Source organism: Fulvivirga sedimenti, assembly GCF_020328055.1.
The window spans coordinates 61781-77764 of the sequence record NZ_JAIXNE010000004.1 but is presented as its reverse complement, the minus strand read 5'-3'; the positions used below and the strand labels follow the sequence as shown (position 1 = coordinate 77764).

The window sequence follows — 15984 nt, the reverse complement described above, 5'->3', positions numbered from 1 at the left end:
GTAGTCTTAATAGTCTATTGGAAATGTTAGAATCGGTACCCTTGCGTGGAGCACCGTCTTTCTTGTTGTGCTTCCTTCAAACAAACGTTGAATGAATGAATGTTTTTCCGGACTAAGGACCATCAGTCCCATGTCATGATCTTCGGCATAAAGGTTCAGAGCATCAGGTACATTTTCCGCTTTGAGGTTAATGAAGTGATGTGGCACATCTTCAAGCTGACCTTTCAGCCATAATATGGAATCAGATGTGGCAAATGTAAGATCCACATGTTCTGAAGAAGAAACATGAACTATGTACAATTCGGAATTGAATTCCCTGACTATTCTCTTGAGGAAGGATAGCAGATAGATATTTTCTTTTTCCCGTAATTCAACAGCCAGCATGATTTTATTCAGGCTGCTGACTTTGCAATCTACGGGAACGGTCAGAACTGCACATTTTCCCTTTTTGATAATGTCATAGGCATTGCTGCCGAACACATCACGATCAAGCCAGGACATATCATTTTCCATTCCCATAACCACCAGGGAAATGCCGTCCTTTTCTATTCTGTGCAGAATTCGCTCAGTAGGAAATCCTACCTCAACAACCGTTTCAACGGAACCCATGCGTTTCTCCCTGATGGAAGACCGGATTCCGTCAAGACTTTTTTGAGCATCTGTGATCATCTGATCATAATCAGCCACAAAAGCAACATCGCCACCGACAGGTTCCAGAATATGCATGAGCATAACCTTACCATCCAATGCATCGGCCAGCTGTTCTGCTAATGTAACGGCCCGTTTTGAAGAGGGAGAGAAGTCTACTGGTACAAGGATTTTCATGGTCTTTTAGGTTTATTCCGGGATTGCTAATAAAGGAATGTCGGTATGAAACACCATATTCTTGGTTTCGCCTCCGTCAAAAACACGGTCAAACAATTTATGCTTCCGTGGGATCATGGCGAGAATGTCGATATTCTTTTTTGAACAGTAGTCGTTCAGAGATTCTTCAACATCTGTTCCGACGATAAGATGATAATGATGACGGTAATTCTTAAGATACCTGTCGTACTTCATCGCTTCTGTTTTTTCCTTTTCATTAAGATTGGCAGACTCTCCAACATGAACAATATGAATGTCGGCACCATCAATGCCGGCAAGCAGTTTCACCGGCTCCAGCATTTCTGCCATAATCGGTTTATAATCCCCGGCCAGTGCAACATGATGTATTTCATCAATCTGGGAGCCTTGTGGAATTACAAGGACGGGAATTTTACTTGTACGAACTACGGAGTACGCATTACTTCCCATGAGCACCTCGTATATTCCACTTGTACCCTTGGTGCCCATGATGATGAGGTCTGCTTCTTCCTCTGCTGCCAGGCGTGCGATCTCCTTGTCAACTTCACCAAGACGAGTGATATGCCTGTGTGGTATATTCCTGAGATCAGATATTTCCTTTTGAAGCCGTTTGAATTTCTTTTCCAGATCAGGATCCAGCAAGTCGTCTTCAAAATGTGAATGCTCATTATCCTGAAGAATCATTTCCTGTTTTACATAAAATAGAATGAGTTCACTTTTTAAGTGTTTTGAAATGTGAACTGCACTATTCAAGGCATTCATTGAACAACGCGAAAAATCAACAGGTACGAGAATTCTCTGGGCATCCATAACAACATTATTTTATCCGGAACTATTTCTTCCGGAGGTTCAAGATCGTTCGGAAGAAAATAGCATTTTTTAGATGGTATTAACCATGACTTGATTCAACCTGACAAATGATGTTAATCAGTCTGAATCATTTGTTGAGCCCGATAGCAATAAGTGATTACAATCAAAGCCGAACTTGAGTAAGGTCATAACCTATGCAACAGTTATTTCGGTACCTTCCATAACGATGTGGGACCAATTTGACTATTGGAAATTTCTTGCAGGTCTGGGCATTTTTCTATTTGGAATGTCGCAGATCGAGGTAGCGCTGCGCACGCTTGCAGGCAGGTCTTTTCGTGTATTTCTTCGCAATAATACCAATACCCGTATCAAGGCGATCCTTGCCGGAATTGTCATCACTGCACTTCTTCAAAGCAGCTCGGTGGTATCATTGATGACCCTGGCCATGGTAGGTGCAGGAATAATGACCATGACGAGCGCGCTGGGTATCATCATTGGATCGAACCTGGGCACAACACTGAAAGGCTGGATTGTAGCAATCTTTGGATTTAAATTCAGCATTGAAAGTTTTTCCCTGCCCATGCTTGCCATTGGTGGCATCACTTATCTGCTTCTTGGCAAGTATGAAAAGCCCTCGAATATCGGTCGCCTCCTCATCGGGTTTGGATTCATGTTTCTCGGACTTGATTTTATGAAGACCAGCATTGATTTTCTGGCCCAAACCTTTGATCTGTCGCCCTATGCCAATTATGGCCCGGTAGTTTTTCTGTTGGTAGGATTCATATTCACCGCGATAATTCAATCCAGTTCTGCCACGATGGTAATTACCTTAAGTGCGCTGAACAGTGGCATCATTACATTCCCTGCTGCTACAGCCATGGTGATTGGCGCTGATCTGGGTACCACTATTACTGCTCTGATAGGAGGTATGCCCGGTATCCCTATTAAGAAAAGGGTAGCCCTCGGGCACTTTCTCTTCAACCTTGTGACGGATATAATAGCCTTCATCTTTATGGTACCCATCACCAATTTTATCACGAAAGTACTAGGGATCGCCGATCCACTGATGGCAGTTGTGGCGTTTCATAGCTCGTTTAACCTGATTGGGATACTGATTTTTGCACCAACACTTTCATATTTCGCCCGGTTCCTTGAAAACCGTTTTAAAAAGTCAACACCATTCATGGGCAGATTCATTCACCAAATCAGCTCATTTGAATTATCCGAAGAAGCCATTCAGGCACTAAAGAACGAAACGGGCGGACTTCTTGAAGATGTAATACAATTGAATAGGCTGGCATTCAAACAGGTTCATTCGAGCTTCTGGCAGGGCAGGGATGCATTTAGCAAGCAGTACCTTCAAGTCAAACAGCTGGAGTCCGAAATTTTTGCCTTTTACAACAGTCTACAGCAGGAAAAGCTCCAACCGGAAGAATCTGTGCGACTCAATCAGATAATGCTTGTGGTTCGCTATGCGCTTCATTCCGCCAAGAGCCTGAAGGATATAGAGCCGAATCTACGGGATTTCGAAAATGCCGGCATCGACTCGTTGATGAATCTCTACCAGGCGTTCAAGTCAAACTCAGGCCAATTTATTGAACATGCCGTTATCTTTTTTTCTGCCACAGCGCATGACATGGAAATGCTGATTAAACTAAGTGCTGAAATTCAGAAGAACTACGACGACATACCATTGCTCATTTCTGAAAAGAAATTTCAAAAAGAGGTTCCACCGCTCGATATTTCTACCGCCCTCACAGTAAACCGGGAAATGTATTCTACGCACAGATCCCTCATTCTGGCGCTAAATCATTTCATTATGCCAAACGAATTGGCACGAGAATTCGCTAACATGGGAATCATAGGCAAATGAATAAGAATAAAACCATAGAGAATCCCTTCGCACTATCCATTGAGGATACACTGAAGGCTTTAGCTGTTACATCGGAAGGTCTTACAGACGCTGAAAACGAAAACAGACTGGAACAATATGGATATAATGAATTGCCAGGTTCCTTCGAAACTCCCAGGTGGCAGATATTACTTCGACAGTTCAAAAGTCCGATCGTTTACCTGCTTTTAATTGCAGCCGTCATTTCATACTTCTTTGGAGATATTGCAGAGTCCATTGCCATTGCCTGTGTGATCCTGCTGAACAGCGGTATCGGTTATACCCTGGAATCACAGGCCATCCATTCAATGCAGGCCCTGCGTAAGCTAGATAAGACATTTTGCCAGGTGAGAAGGAACGGCGAGTTAATAACCATAGAGTCACGTTTGCTAGTTCCGGGTGATATAATTCAGTTGCAGGCCGGAGACATGATTCCGGCTGATTCCCGCCTCATGGAAGATCAGCGACTTGAAGTAAATGAAGCCAGCCTTACAGGTGAATCAGTTCCTGTAGTGAAACAATCTAAAATTGTACTGGAAGAGGGTACATCATTGGGAGACAGGGTGAATATGCTCTATAAGGGCACCTCTATTACAAAAGGTAATGCGGTTGCCGTGATTGTTCATTCCGGAATTGATACCGAGATAGGCAAAATTTCTCAAATGGTTGAATCGGCAGATAAAGACGAAATACCGTTGAATGAAAAGCTGAATCAGTTTGGAAAAAAACTGATCTGGCTAACACTGGGGCTGATCCTCATTTTTATAGCTACCGGCTGGATTCGCGGAAATGAATTTTACCTGATCCTGGAGACAGCTATAGCACTTGCTGTGGCAGCCATTCCGGAAGGCCTGCCCATTGTGGCAACCATTTCACTTGCCCGCGGTATGATGCTGCTTTCACGCGAGAATGTGATCATTAAAAAATTGGCTGCGGTTGAAACACTTGGTGAAACAGACGTTATCATAACCGATAAAACCGGAACACTTACGGAAAATCAGCTGGTGGTACATACCGTCGTCCCTGTGGCCGATGATGGGGAAGTTTTGCAACTGCTGATGATGTCTGCTGTTTTATGCAATAATTCATCCATTTCTCAGGATGGAGACCTTCAGGGAGACCCGGTAGAGACAGCCCTATGGGATTACTTCAGAAAGGAAAATCCTGCGGATTTTGAAAAAATCAGGGATGAATGGAAAGAGGTGGATGAATTACCCTTTGATAGTGATATTCGGTATATGGCTAACCTTTACAAGCACGGGGAACAGTTTCTTTCGGTCGCAAAGGGAAGTCCGGCAGAATTGCTCGATAAATGTGTGTCTGCCGGGGACCACATCCCCATTACCGACGAATTTCTGGATGAATGGAATCAGCACACAGAACAATTGGCAAGAGAGGGTCTGAAAGTGCTGGCATTCGCAGCACATCGACATACAAAGGAGCCATCCGGCATTGATGCGGATCTTCACTTTCTGGGTCTGATTGGTTTTCTCGATCCTGCCAGAAGTGATGTGGAAAATTCTGTTATGGAATGCCATAAAGCCGGTATAACAATTATAATGGCCACAGGGGATCATCCTGCCACTGCAGAGGCGATCGCCCGGCAGATTGGACTTGGTTCCGGAGAATTAAAAATCATACACGGTTCAGATCTGGATAAAACTGAGGGGGCTCAATGGGAATCGATGGTTGAAGGTGCCCACATATTCTCGCGCGTTACTCCCTATCAGAAACTGCAGCTGGTGACCTACTATCAGGATAATGGCCATATTGTGGGAATGACCGGAGATGGCGTGAATGATGCCCCGGCACTAAAGAAATCTGATATAGGAATCGCTATGGGCAAACGGGGTACGCAGGTGGCAGAAGAAGCGGCAGACATGATCATTCAGGATGATGCATTTACATCAATTGTGAAAGCCATCCGACAGGGGAGGATCATTTTTGGGAATATCAGGGACTTTATAATTTACCTTCTCTCGTGTAACCTCACAGAAATTATGGTTGTGTCCATTGCGGCCTTTCTTTCCACTTCGTTACCGTTGCTTGCCCTTCAAATTCTTTTCCTGAATCTTGTTACCGACGTGTTTCCAGCGCTTGCACTGGGAATGGGTAAAGGAAATGAAAGGGTGATGGAACATCATAGCCGGGATCCCAATGACCCCATCCTGGATCGCTCAAGCTGGATATCAATATTCATGTATTCGGCAGTTATGACCCTGACTATCCTGGCGGGTTATTACTACAGTGTACATTTTCTCTCAGATAGTTACGCTGAAGCCAATACGATCGCATTCTTCTCACTGGCCCTGGCTCAGTTGATCCACCCGTTTAATCTTACCAGCTCAGGCGATTCCTTCTTCCGGAATCCAATTTTCAGGAACCGCTTTCTCTGGATCGCCATTGTGCTTTGTTTGATTCTTCTGGCAATAGCACTCTTGGTACCCTTCCTAAACGAAATCCTCAGCCTGGCAATGCCTCAGCCCAGGTCCTGGCTGATTATTTTGTTGGCAAGTGCTGCTCCATTGTTTATCATCCGGATAATAAAGAAAATAACGAAATCATGAATGATCAGGACTATACTGTCATTAAAGCTTCCGGCGATAAAGTAAAGTTTGATGCCAATAAACTAAGAAATTCATTAAAGCGAGCAGGGGCTGATGTACTACTGGCAGATGAGGTTGTAGAATACGTAATGAAAGGTATGCATGATCTTATTACGACGAAGGAAATCTATAAGCAGGCTTTTCGGTATTTGAAAAAACAGCAGAACAGTACCGCAGCAAGGTATTCACTGAAGTCCGCCATACTGGAGTTAGGACCTGCAGGATATCCCTTTGAGGGATTCATGGCTAAAATACTGGAAAATAACGGTTATGAAGTACAGACCAATCTTATTCAAAAGGGCAAATGCGTTACGCACGAGGTCGATGTTTTTGCGCAAAATACGGAAAAGGTCATATTCATGGAGTGTAAATATCACACCGATCAGGGAAGGAAATCAGATGTTAAAACCTCGCTTTATTTCAATTCCCGTTTCATCGATATTGCCGGCGGACTATCGGACGAAAACAGGAAAAAAGAGGGCTGGCTCGTGACCAATACCCGTTTTTCAGAAGATGCAGAGAAATATGGCCGGTGCTCGGACCTCAGGCTTGTTTCCTGGGGACACCCTAAAAAATATTCTTTGAAAGATCTGATTGAGTCCAGCGGATTGCATCCGGTAACCTGCCTTACAACCATTGCCAGGGCCGAAAAACGTGCACTGATCGACCTGGGAATATTGCTGTGTTCAGAACTTATAGCCCAACCCAATGTGCTCGACCGTGTGGTAAGAAGTAAACAGAGGAAAGACCGAATCATAGAAGAAGCCGAAGTATTATGTCAGAAATAATCAATAAAACAGACCGAAGACCTCTTTACAAGGAGCTTGGCATAGAGACCCTCCAGGAGCATATGATCTTCATTCGCAAGGACAGTGAGGTTTGTGTTTCTGAAGGCTTTGAAGCCCTCACACGTGTTCGTGTGAAGAGTGATAAAGGATCGCTGGTTGCCAGTATACAGATGGTGACGTCAGAATCATTGCTGAAAATTGGCGAAGCAGGTTTATCGAATGGTGCTGCACAAATGCTCAAGGTAAAGGAAGGTGACTTATTAGAAATCAGTCATTTAAGTGATATCAAGTCCTTACGCCATGTGCGCTCAAAAATTTATGGGAAAACACTGGACTTCGGGGCGATGACGGAGATAATTCAGGACATTGTGAAAGGGCGGTATGCGGCAGTTCATCTGTCGGCATTCATCACCGCATGTGCAGGGGATTCACTGTCGACCGATGAAATAATCGCACTTACACGTGCTATGGTGGATGCAGGAGACCGGTTGAAATGGAAAAAGTCGGTAATTGCCGACAAGCACTGCGTTGGTGGTTTGCCGGGAAATCGTACGACTCCCATTGTGGTTGCCATCGTCGCAGCTGCCGGAATCACTATACCAAAAACATCTTCACGGGCAATCACGTCACCTGCGGGTACGGCAGATACAATGCGTGTGATGACGCAGGTCGGACTGGACCTGGAAGAGATTCAGCGGATAGTCTATTTGCATAATGGCTGCATTGTTTCCGGTGAAAATCACCTGAGTCCGGCAGATGATACACTGATACGCGTCGAAAGATCGCTGGATATCGACAGTGAAGGTCAGATGATCGCCTCTGTTCTCTCAAAGAAAACCGCTGCAGGCAGCACACACCTTATTATTGACATTCCTGTTGGATCAACGGCTAAGGTTCGGAGTGAATCAGATGCTGAACGTCTAAAGTATTATTTTAAAGTTGTAGGGAAGGAACTTGGGTTTGTTCTCAAGGTTCTGATCACTGATGGCAGTCAGCCCATTGGTCGCGGTATCGGGCCCGCACTTGAAGCGCATGACGTCTTAGCGGTACTGCGGAATGATCCCCAGGCTCCCGGGGCATTAAAGGAAAAGTCTATTCAGCTCGCAGGTGAACTTCTTGAGCTGGTAGATCAGGAGCTGAAAGGAAAAGGCACAGATGCTGCCCGGCGAATTTTGGAATCAGGCGAGGCACTAGACAAGTTTATGGCAATTTGCATGGCTCAGGGGGGATTTACTGAACCTGGAATTGCCAAATATACCAGGAACATTTACGCGGAAAAGTCGGGAACGATAACTGAAATAGACAATCGTAAACTGGCCAGGATAGCCAAGCTGGCTGGCGCTCCTTCAGACCCGGAAGCTGGTGTTTGGTTTGATGCACCACTAGGGCGAAAAGTGCATAAGGGTGACCTGCTTTTTGTGATCCACTCCCAATCTACCGGTGAGCTGGATTATGCACTCAATTTCTTAAAGACAGAAGATCATGTTATCACAATTGCCTGAGAAACACATTCTTGCCAGTTTCCCGGGCTATGAGCATTCTGCCCGGGAAATTTCAGCTATGCTGGGCATTCAGCTAATACAGCTTGAAATCCGTCATTTTCCTGATGGGGAAAGTTACATACGCTTTCCGACAGACCTTAATGGCAGGTACCTCTGGATCTATGGCTCGTTATTTCCCGCTAATGACAGGATCATTGAGCTCATGCTCATTTGTAAAACAGCGAGAGAAATGGGTGCCGAAACGATCAGTATTATCACACCTTATCTGCCCTATATGCGGCAGGATATTCGATTTCAGTCGGGAGAGGTGATCACAGCTTCAATAATGCAGCAGTTTATTTCCCGAAGGATAGATGAGCTTATTTGCATTGAGCCGCATTTGCATCGGATAACAGACCTGAATGATCTATACAAGGGGAAGGCACGTGTACTGAGAGCAACCGGCATTGTTACAGACTGGATTAAACGGAATGTTCCTGACCCGGTTCTGATCGGACCTGACAGTGAAAGCAAGCCCTGGGTTTCTGCGATGGCTGATAAACTGGGCTGTCCCTATGTAGTGCTTGCGAAAATGCGGCAGGGAGATTTTTCGGTTTCTATTGATCCGCGTGGATTGGAATTGGCCGGGACAAGACAACCGATTCTTGTGGACGATATTCTTTCAACAGGAAGGACAATGAAGCAGGCAGCTTCAACAATATATAATCAGACGGGCCGGAAGGTCATCTGCATTGGTATCCATGCAATATTTGCCGGGGATGCAGAGCGGATTTTACATGATGATGCCATTCTTCGAGTGGTTACGACAAACTCTATTCCCCATGAAACCAATGAAATCAGCATTGATGCAATGGTTGCATCCGTTCTTAAAAGTGAAATTCAGCGTTCAATTTAAAACGGATTAATATCATTCTTTTCACAATTCTTGTAAATTAGGTTGCTATCTAACGAATAATCAATGAGTCAATTTATATTAACTGATAAGGCGCTGCAAAATAAGCTTGATCCTTCTCAGTTGCTTACGGCAGAAGATTTCAAACAACTAAAAGATAAAGATACCCTCAGGAAGAAGCTTAGGGATCGCAAACGCGACATAAGCAAAATAGAATTCAATATTCACTATGAGGAGCAGTTGAGGGATCTTCAGATAGAGCTGGTGAAATTACAGGCTCATGTGATCGCCAACAATTTAAGGGTGGCAATCATATTTGAAGGAAGAGATGCCGCGGGAAAAGGGGGTGCCATCAAGCGGTTTGCAGAACATCTGAATCCGCGTGCTATGCGGGTTGTGGCGCTTTCAAAACCTACCGATCTGGAGCGCAAGCAATGGTATTTTCGCCGGTATATAGGAGTAATGCCCAATGCAGGTGAGATCGTATTTTTCGATCGCAGCTGGTATAACAGGGCTGTGGTGGAACCGGTAATGGGATTTTGTAATGAAGACCAGTATCGTCAGTTTATGCGGCAGGTCCCGGAGTTTGAACATATGCTTTTTGAAGATGGGGTCATTGTAATTAAATTCTGGTTTTCGATCACCAAGGAAGAGCAGGCTAAAAGATTTCAGGCAAGGGGTAAGAATCCGCTGAAGCAGTGGAAACTGAGCCCGGTAGATCAGAAAGGCCAGGAATTATGGGATAAGTATACCTACTACAAAGATCAGATGTTCAGCATGACGCATACTTCGTTCAGTCCGTGGATTATCGTAAAGACTAACAAGAAAAAAATAGCGCGGCTTGAAAGCATTCGTTACGTCCTTTCTCAGTTCGAATACGATGGAAAGTCTGATACGAATGCACTCATATTGCCGGATCCGAATCTTGTGAACCGGTATCATCGCTCTGTTACATCCTTTGACAGTTAATAGTTATGGAAAAGAACCGATTAAAGCCGCTTGAAATAAAAAGCCTGAATTCAAATTCAGCCTTAATGCACATGCTGCAACAGTCCGGGAATGTATCCCCCGAAAAGGCACTCAGGTTTGTGCTTTACGAAAAGGAACTTGAAAAACTACAAGTGCGGCTTATTGCCTTGCAGAACTGGATTATTAATCACAGGAAAAGACTTTGTATTCTTTTCGAGGGAAGGGATGCAGCCGGGAAAGGCGGTGCGATCCGCAGGATTACACATCATTTGAATCCACGGCACTACAGGGTAGTGGCCTTACCTCAGCCCACTGAAATTGAGAAGGGGCAGTGGTATTTTCAGCGTTATATCCAGCGGCTGCCGAATCCGGGTGAAATAGTTTTCTTCGATCGGAGCTGGTATAATCGTGCTGTGGTCGAACCGGTTAACGGTTTTTGTACACCCGAAGAATACCAGCGCTTCATGAATGAGGTGAACGCCTTTGAAAAGATGATTACCAGCGACGGAATTCACCTGATTAAATTTTATTTTTCGATCACAAAGGAAGAACAGGCACTGCGTTTCGAAGATATCCGTAAAGATCCGCTGAAAAGGTGGAAGCTGTCTCCTGTAGATGAAAAGGCCCAGGAACTCTGGCCTGTTTATACGGAATACAAGGAAAAGATGTTTGCTGAAACAAATACAGAAGAAAACCCCTGGATCATCATAAAGGCAAACAAAAAGCCAAGAGCGCGAATGGAGGCAATCCGTTACATTCTGGACGCAGTACCCTACGTGAAAAAATGAAAACCATTAATATCTTAGAAAAATTCGGAAAATTCACCCATCAGTGGCACCCGCATATTATTGCCGAGTTGAACGGCCAGCAGGTAAAACTTGCCCGGCTGTCCGGCAGTTTTATGTGGCACAGTCATGAAAATGAAGATGAACTCTTTATGGTAATTAAGGGTGTACTGTATATGAAGTACCGTGATTCTGAAGAAGTAGTCCGTGAGGGGGAATTGATTGTGGTACCTAAAGGTGTTGAACATTATCCCTATACAAAAAATGACGAGGAAGTTTGGGTTTTGCTCTTTGAACCGGCATCCACATTGCATTCGGGAGCAATTGAATCGGAAAGAACCATAAATAACCAGGAGTGGATTTGAAGTCAGACCGGATCGAAGAGCTCATCCGAATGCTGGAACTCATGCCTCATCCGGAAGGGGGTTACTACAGGGAAACTTACAGGTCACAGGATCTGATGACTCCGACCTGGACATCAGACCAAAGGAATGTTTCAACCGGGATTTATTTCCTGCTTACTTCGGGTAATTTCAGTGCTTTTCACCGAATCAAGTCGGATGAGATGTGGCATTTCTATGAAGGCGGAAGCATGACGGTGTATGTGATTGATCCAAGGGGTAAACAAACTGAAATAGTGCTTGGAAGGGATCTTTCCAGTGGTGAATGTTTGCAGGCAGTTGTTCCGGCCAATCACTGGTTCGCATCAAGGGTAAATGACCATACCGCTTTCAGCCTGGTAGGATGTACGGTGGCACCCGGATTTGATTTTCATGATTTTCATCTTGCAATACGTGAGGAGTTAATAGCGGAATTTCCGCAACACGAGCATTTGATCACATCGTTAACAAGGTAAGGACATGAGAAATTGCTCTTCAGGAAAAGTCTGTCATGATAACCGTACAATAGCCGAGGAAGAATTGGTGCGTGTACTGGCGAAGTACGGGGAACGAGCGGGTAGTCCGAATGGGATCTATCTTTGTGAAATTTGCGGATTCTACCACCTTACATCCAGTAGCCGGGAGACCGGTTACATCCACACACCGGAATTCCGCGAACGAATCCGAAGAGCCGCACTGGAGAATGATTGGGATGATCGCTGGAAATAAGTCTTTCAAACACTTTACTAAACCGGTTGTTTCTTGGACATGGATAAAAAAGTAATAATTATCGGTGCTGGTATTTCCGGGCTGGTGGCCGCCATCGAACTGGAAAAAAGAGGATATTCGCCATTGATCCTTGAAGCGGATAGCAAGGTCGGTGGCAGGGTGCAGACCACTGTGCGTGACGGTTTTTACATGGACCATGGATTTCAGGTGTTACTTACCAATTATCCGGAGGCACGGGAATATCTTGACTTTGATGCGCTGGACCTCCAGTATTTTGAGCCTGGCGCTATGATATTCGGAGAAAATAAAACAACCACATTGCTTGACCCGCGAAGGAACTGGGCGGCGGCCATTCCAATGCTTTTTTCCGGGATCGGAACACTTTCAGATAAATTGAAAGTGATAAAACTTGCGTCACGGGTGACATCCCTTTCTATCTCCGAAATATTTGAACAGCCTTCTGTTGCCACAATCGATTTTCTTAGATCCTATGGTTTCTCAGAGCGCATTATCAGCCAGTTTTTTAAACCATTTTTTGCCGGGATATTTTTGGAAAATGAGCTGGAAACCTCCAGCCGCATGTTTCAATTTGTTTTCAAAATGTTCGCAGAAGGAAAAGCTGCCATTCCTGCTGAAGGGATTCAGGCCATCCCCGGGCAGTTATCAGATAAACTAAAGAGAACCGAGATTAAATTCAATGTGAAGGTCGATCAGGTCGAACCCGGGATTGTGAGTGCCGGGGATCAGACATTTGAATATGACGATCTGATTATTGCTACACATCCGGCAAAAATCCTGAACGGCCTGGGGCATGAAAGAGCTGAATTTCATGAGGTGACCAATTTCTATTTTAGCGCCGAATCCTCGTCAATTGGAAAGCCGTTAATCGGACTTTTGCCGGGCGAGGACCGACTGGTCAATAATTTTTGTTTTATGACGGATATTTATCCGGGATATGCACCCGCTGGAAGTTCGCTTCTATCGGCTACGGTCATTGGGCCGGTCGCAGACACATCTTCGTTTTCTGAAAGGGTACGTAAGGAGATGGAAGATGTTACCGGCCGTCGTTTAAAGGAGGTCGGGGTATTTACGATTGCTCAGGCTCTTCCCGTTATTGACGATATGCAATGTTTCATACAGCCAACGGAAGCTAAGATACAGGAGCATATTTTTCTTGCAGGAGATCACCTTCTGAATCCATCGCTGAATGCCGCCATGACCAGTGGGCGAATTGCAGCAGAGGCAGTTGCCAATTCAAATTATTAGAAATAGATCCTGAACATCACGTTTGGCGTAAATCCAAGTGCATTCTGCCTGATCTCTTCAATTTGGTCGTTATCATCGACCCTGTAAAATATATTGGCGGTATTGGTTCTGTCCAGAATATTCCACACAGAAATGCCAGTCTCCGCACGCACTTTTCCGCCGAGACTGAATTTATAAGCCGCAGAAGCATCCAGCCGAAGATAATAGTCGAGCCTTGAATTATTGACCGATTCAAAGGTAATTTGTCTTGCAGGCCCGATCTCAACGGGTCTCGAGTAAGGCTTCCCGCTGTGCCAGTTAATCCCAGCTGCAATTTTGATGCTGGTTGTTTCAAATGACAGTCCGGATGAAACCGTATGCCGGATATCCAATGTGTTAGGGAAGGAGGAAGGAGATAGAGAGTCTGAAGAAAAAGTGTTTTCACCAAGGGTATAGGTGATCCATGAATTCCAGTTCTCACGACGATAATTCAATAAAACATCCACGCCACGTACCTCATATTCTCCTGAAATGCGGTCAAACTGATATTCATTCTGGAAGCCCTGACTAGCGGTGGTTACACCTTCCACATATTTGTAGTAGGCAGAGGTGCGCACAATGAAATTATCTGTTTTAAATTGAACACCAGCTGATGCCTGGCTGCCAATAATTACCGGAATGTCTCCGTCATTGGCCAGAATCCACCTTCTTTTTTCCACGCCCAAAAAATCTGTCTGGTAATCAATTACCTGGGCCAGCGTTTGCGACTTACGTTCTCCCGCAATTTCAAGAAAGAGCTGTCCGTAGATTTTCTGTCTAAATGAAAAGCGTGGCTCGGGGATCCACCGGTTAAACTTGTCCAGATAATTCACCCGCCCGCCTGCGCGCAGCCAGGTATTTTTACTGGATGACTGATAGGTAATGTCGGCATATCCGGCATGTGTGCGCAATACACGTTTTACATATCGCCTGAATTCCGGATTGTTAAGGTCTTCCAGGTTACTTACCCCAACTTCGGTAAAATGATATCCGGCCTCCAGAAGGAGATTGGGATTCAGTGCATAACGCAGATCAAATTTCAGACCTGTATCAAGTACGTCGTTTTCCTGGATAAGGCGCTGATTATTGAATATGTCATTATTTGTGGCGCCCAGTGAATAAGACGAATAATACATTCGTCCCCTTAAAGTCAAATCGCCCGTGATATTCCTTGAAACATCCAGTCCAAGAGCAGTGCTCTGCTGGTTCAGGCCGCTGATTCGGGTTTCTTGCTCGTTACCTACCAGCGCACTCTCTTCATAGGAGATCTCATTGGCTGCACGCATGAAGTTAATTCTGATTGGCGTCTTTTTATCGGGATTAGCCAGGATTTTTACAGAGATGTCATTAAACACGAAGTCTTCCTGTTTTGATACCAAACTCGTGTCACTACCGCCGGTAATATCCGAATTTTGAAATGCCCTTTCATAGTATGACCTGTAGGTGGGGGATCTTACAAGGTCGGCAATCGATCTTCTGGCAGAAAGGAGTACTGACAGTTTATTCGGAATGATCGGAACATGTGCAAATACATCTCCGCTGATCATATTTATTCCTGCACCACCGCTAAATTCATCGGCGATGGTATTTTCCGTTCGTATATCTAATGTACCTGAAACACCATCGCTATACCAGGAGGGGGTTCCGTTCTGAATGAGGCTTACCTCGTTAGTGAGGTACGGGTTGAAAGATGTGATCAGGCCAAAAAAATGGCCGGTCTGATACATGCGAATGTGATCCCACAAAATAAGGTTCTGATCATGTGTGCCTCCCCGGATATTGATGTCACTTACCAACTCCTGAACACTTTGAATCCCGGGAAGGGTCTGAATCGACTGCAATACATCCGGATCTATGAGCCCCGGCAGCATACCCAGGCGCTGACCGGACACCTTGTAAATTCCTCCTGCGGTAAGGTCGATTCCTGCTGTAAGATACTCACGAATAACAATTTCATCCAGGGTAGTCACCGAAGGAGTCAGCTGAACAGGGTTACAGGAAGTCAAACTATCTGCACTTCCTTCAAATGCAATGTATCCCAATGATCGGATCTGTATGATCGCATCCGCCTGAACTTCCATTTGAAAATTTCCATTGCTATCGCTCGTGGTGAATTTATCGCCTGCAACAATGGAAGCAAAAGGTATCGGTTCACCTGAAATGCGATCCATGAGTTTGCCGCAGATGCGTACTAGTTCAGGTTTTTTGTCAGGAGCTCTTTTTATCGCAATAAACCTGTCATCAATCTTTTCAAAGACCAGCTTTGTTTCCGAAGAAATATATTGAAGGACTGCATCTAATGATTGTGAATAGTCGGGTGTCTTACAGGAAAGATTCACAAGTATGGAATCGGCATACGAAAACGAAACGTCAAATTTCTGTTCTGTTTCCTGGAGAATCAGTCGGAGGGGACGGCTTTCCGGATTATTCGGATCCTGGCCAAATGCCTGGAAACAAAGAAGAAAGCCTGCAAGTACCAGTGGGTAATACTTTAGAGCAGTCAAG

14 protein-coding genes are annotated in these 15984 nt (G+C 44.9%); 11 read left to right on the top strand and 3 right to left on the bottom strand.

Going from position 1 to position 15984, the window contains the following annotated elements; translation table 11 throughout:
- Positions 1-6: 6 nt before the first annotated feature.
- Both LDX50_RS18345 and LDX50_RS18340 read right to left on the bottom strand, forming a co-directional pair.
- Positions 7-825 (bottom strand): universal stress protein, encoded by an 819-nt coding sequence (locus LDX50_RS18345; protein WP_225697654.1) that lies wholly within the window; start codon positions 823-825, stop codon positions 7-9.
- 12 nt (positions 826-837) lie between these two features.
- A complete protein-coding gene (locus tag LDX50_RS18340) occupies positions 838-1653 on the bottom strand; it encodes a universal stress protein (protein WP_225697653.1) in 816 nt (271 codons plus the stop codon).
- Between the two features lie 175 nt (positions 1654-1828).
- Between LDX50_RS18340 and LDX50_RS18335 the strand changes: the two genes are divergently transcribed.
- The 11 genes from LDX50_RS18335 (at position 1829) to LDX50_RS18285 (ending at position 13461) form a co-directional block, all read left to right on the top strand.
- Positions 1829-3526, top strand: coding sequence for a Na/Pi cotransporter family protein (locus tag LDX50_RS18335; RefSeq protein WP_225697652.1), 1698 nt, complete (start codon positions 1829-1831; stop codon positions 3524-3526).
- On the top strand, positions 3523-6111 hold the full coding sequence (locus LDX50_RS18330; RefSeq protein WP_225697651.1) for a cation-translocating P-type ATPase: 2589 nt from the start codon (positions 3523-3525) through the stop codon (positions 6109-6111). The genes LDX50_RS18335 and LDX50_RS18330 overlap by 4 nt, the downstream gene beginning before the upstream one ends.
- Entirely contained in the window at positions 6108-6938 is an 831-nt protein-coding gene (locus LDX50_RS18325) for an ATP cone domain-containing protein (RefSeq protein ID WP_225697650.1), read from the top strand. The genes LDX50_RS18330 and LDX50_RS18325 overlap by 4 nt, the downstream gene beginning before the upstream one ends.
- The gene (locus LDX50_RS18320) at positions 6926-8440 is read left to right on the top strand and encodes a thymidine phosphorylase family protein (protein ID WP_225697649.1); all 1515 of its coding nucleotides are present in this window, start codon (positions 6926-6928) and stop codon (positions 8438-8440) included. The genes LDX50_RS18325 and LDX50_RS18320 overlap by 13 nt, the downstream gene beginning before the upstream one ends.
- A complete protein-coding gene (locus tag LDX50_RS18315; RefSeq protein WP_225697648.1) occupies positions 8421-9335 on the top strand; it encodes a ribose-phosphate diphosphokinase in 915 nt (304 codons plus the stop codon). The genes LDX50_RS18320 and LDX50_RS18315 overlap by 20 nt, the downstream gene beginning before the upstream one ends.
- A gap of 63 nt (positions 9336-9398) precedes the next feature.
- Positions 9399-10301, top strand: a complete 903-nt coding sequence (gene ppk2, locus LDX50_RS18310; protein ID WP_225697647.1) for a polyphosphate kinase 2 — start codon at positions 9399-9401, stop codon at positions 10299-10301.
- 5 nt (positions 10302-10306) lie between these two features.
- Positions 10307-11089, top strand: coding sequence for a polyphosphate kinase 2 (gene ppk2, locus LDX50_RS18305; RefSeq protein ID WP_225697646.1), 783 nt, complete (start codon positions 10307-10309; stop codon positions 11087-11089).
- Complete coding sequence (locus LDX50_RS18300) at positions 11086-11451, top strand: cupin domain-containing protein (protein WP_225697645.1); 366 nt, start codon at positions 11086-11088, stop codon at positions 11449-11451. The genes ppk2 (LDX50_RS18305) and LDX50_RS18300 overlap by 4 nt, the downstream gene beginning before the upstream one ends.
- Positions 11442-11942, top strand: a complete 501-nt coding sequence (locus LDX50_RS18295; protein ID WP_225697644.1) for a cupin domain-containing protein — start codon at positions 11442-11444, stop codon at positions 11940-11942. Before LDX50_RS18300 ends, LDX50_RS18295 begins: the two co-directional genes overlap by 10 nt.
- Before the next feature lie 4 nt (positions 11943-11946).
- On the top strand, positions 11947-12195 hold the full coding sequence (locus LDX50_RS18290) for a hypothetical protein (RefSeq protein WP_225697643.1): 249 nt from the start codon (positions 11947-11949) through the stop codon (positions 12193-12195).
- Between the two features lie 39 nt (positions 12196-12234).
- A complete protein-coding gene (locus tag LDX50_RS18285; RefSeq protein WP_225697642.1) occupies positions 12235-13461 on the top strand; it encodes a protoporphyrinogen/coproporphyrinogen oxidase in 1227 nt (408 codons plus the stop codon).
- Here the strand turns inward: LDX50_RS18285 and LDX50_RS18280 are convergent.
- A complete protein-coding gene (locus LDX50_RS18280) occupies positions 13458-15983 on the bottom strand; it encodes a TonB-dependent receptor (protein ID WP_225697641.1) in 2526 nt (841 codons plus the stop codon). The genes LDX50_RS18285 and LDX50_RS18280 overlap by 4 nt on opposite strands.
- Between the last annotated feature and the right edge of the window lies 1 nt (position 15984).

Coding starts and splice junctions, on each gene's coding strand:
- LDX50_RS18345 (WP_225697654.1), bottom strand. CDS start 825: ATGAAAATCCTTGTACCAGTAGACTTCTCTCCCTCTTCAAAACGGGCC.
- LDX50_RS18340 (WP_225697653.1), bottom strand. CDS start 1,653: ATGGATGCCCAGAGAATTCTCGTACCTGTTGATTTTTCGCGTTGTTCA.
- LDX50_RS18330 (WP_225697651.1), top strand. CDS start 3,523: ATGAATAAGAATAAAACCATAGAGAATCCCTTCGCACTATCCATTGAG.
- LDX50_RS18325 (WP_225697650.1), top strand. CDS start 6,108: ATGAATGATCAGGACTATACTGTCATTAAAGCTTCCGGCGATAAAGTA.
- LDX50_RS18320 (WP_225697649.1), top strand. CDS start 6,926: ATGTCAGAAATAATCAATAAAACAGACCGAAGACCTCTTTACAAGGAG.
- LDX50_RS18315 (WP_225697648.1), top strand. CDS start 8,421: ATGTTATCACAATTGCCTGAGAAACACATTCTTGCCAGTTTCCCGGGC.
- ppk2 (WP_225697647.1), top strand. CDS start 9,399: ATGAGTCAATTTATATTAACTGATAAGGCGCTGCAAAATAAGCTTGAT.
- ppk2 (WP_225697646.1), top strand. CDS start 10,307: ATGGAAAAGAACCGATTAAAGCCGCTTGAAATAAAAAGCCTGAATTCA.
- LDX50_RS18300 (WP_225697645.1), top strand. CDS start 11,086: ATGAAAACCATTAATATCTTAGAAAAATTCGGAAAATTCACCCATCAG.
- LDX50_RS18290 (WP_225697643.1), top strand. CDS start 11,947: ATGAGAAATTGCTCTTCAGGAAAAGTCTGTCATGATAACCGTACAATA.
- LDX50_RS18285 (WP_225697642.1), top strand. CDS start 12,235: ATGGATAAAAAAGTAATAATTATCGGTGCTGGTATTTCCGGGCTGGTG.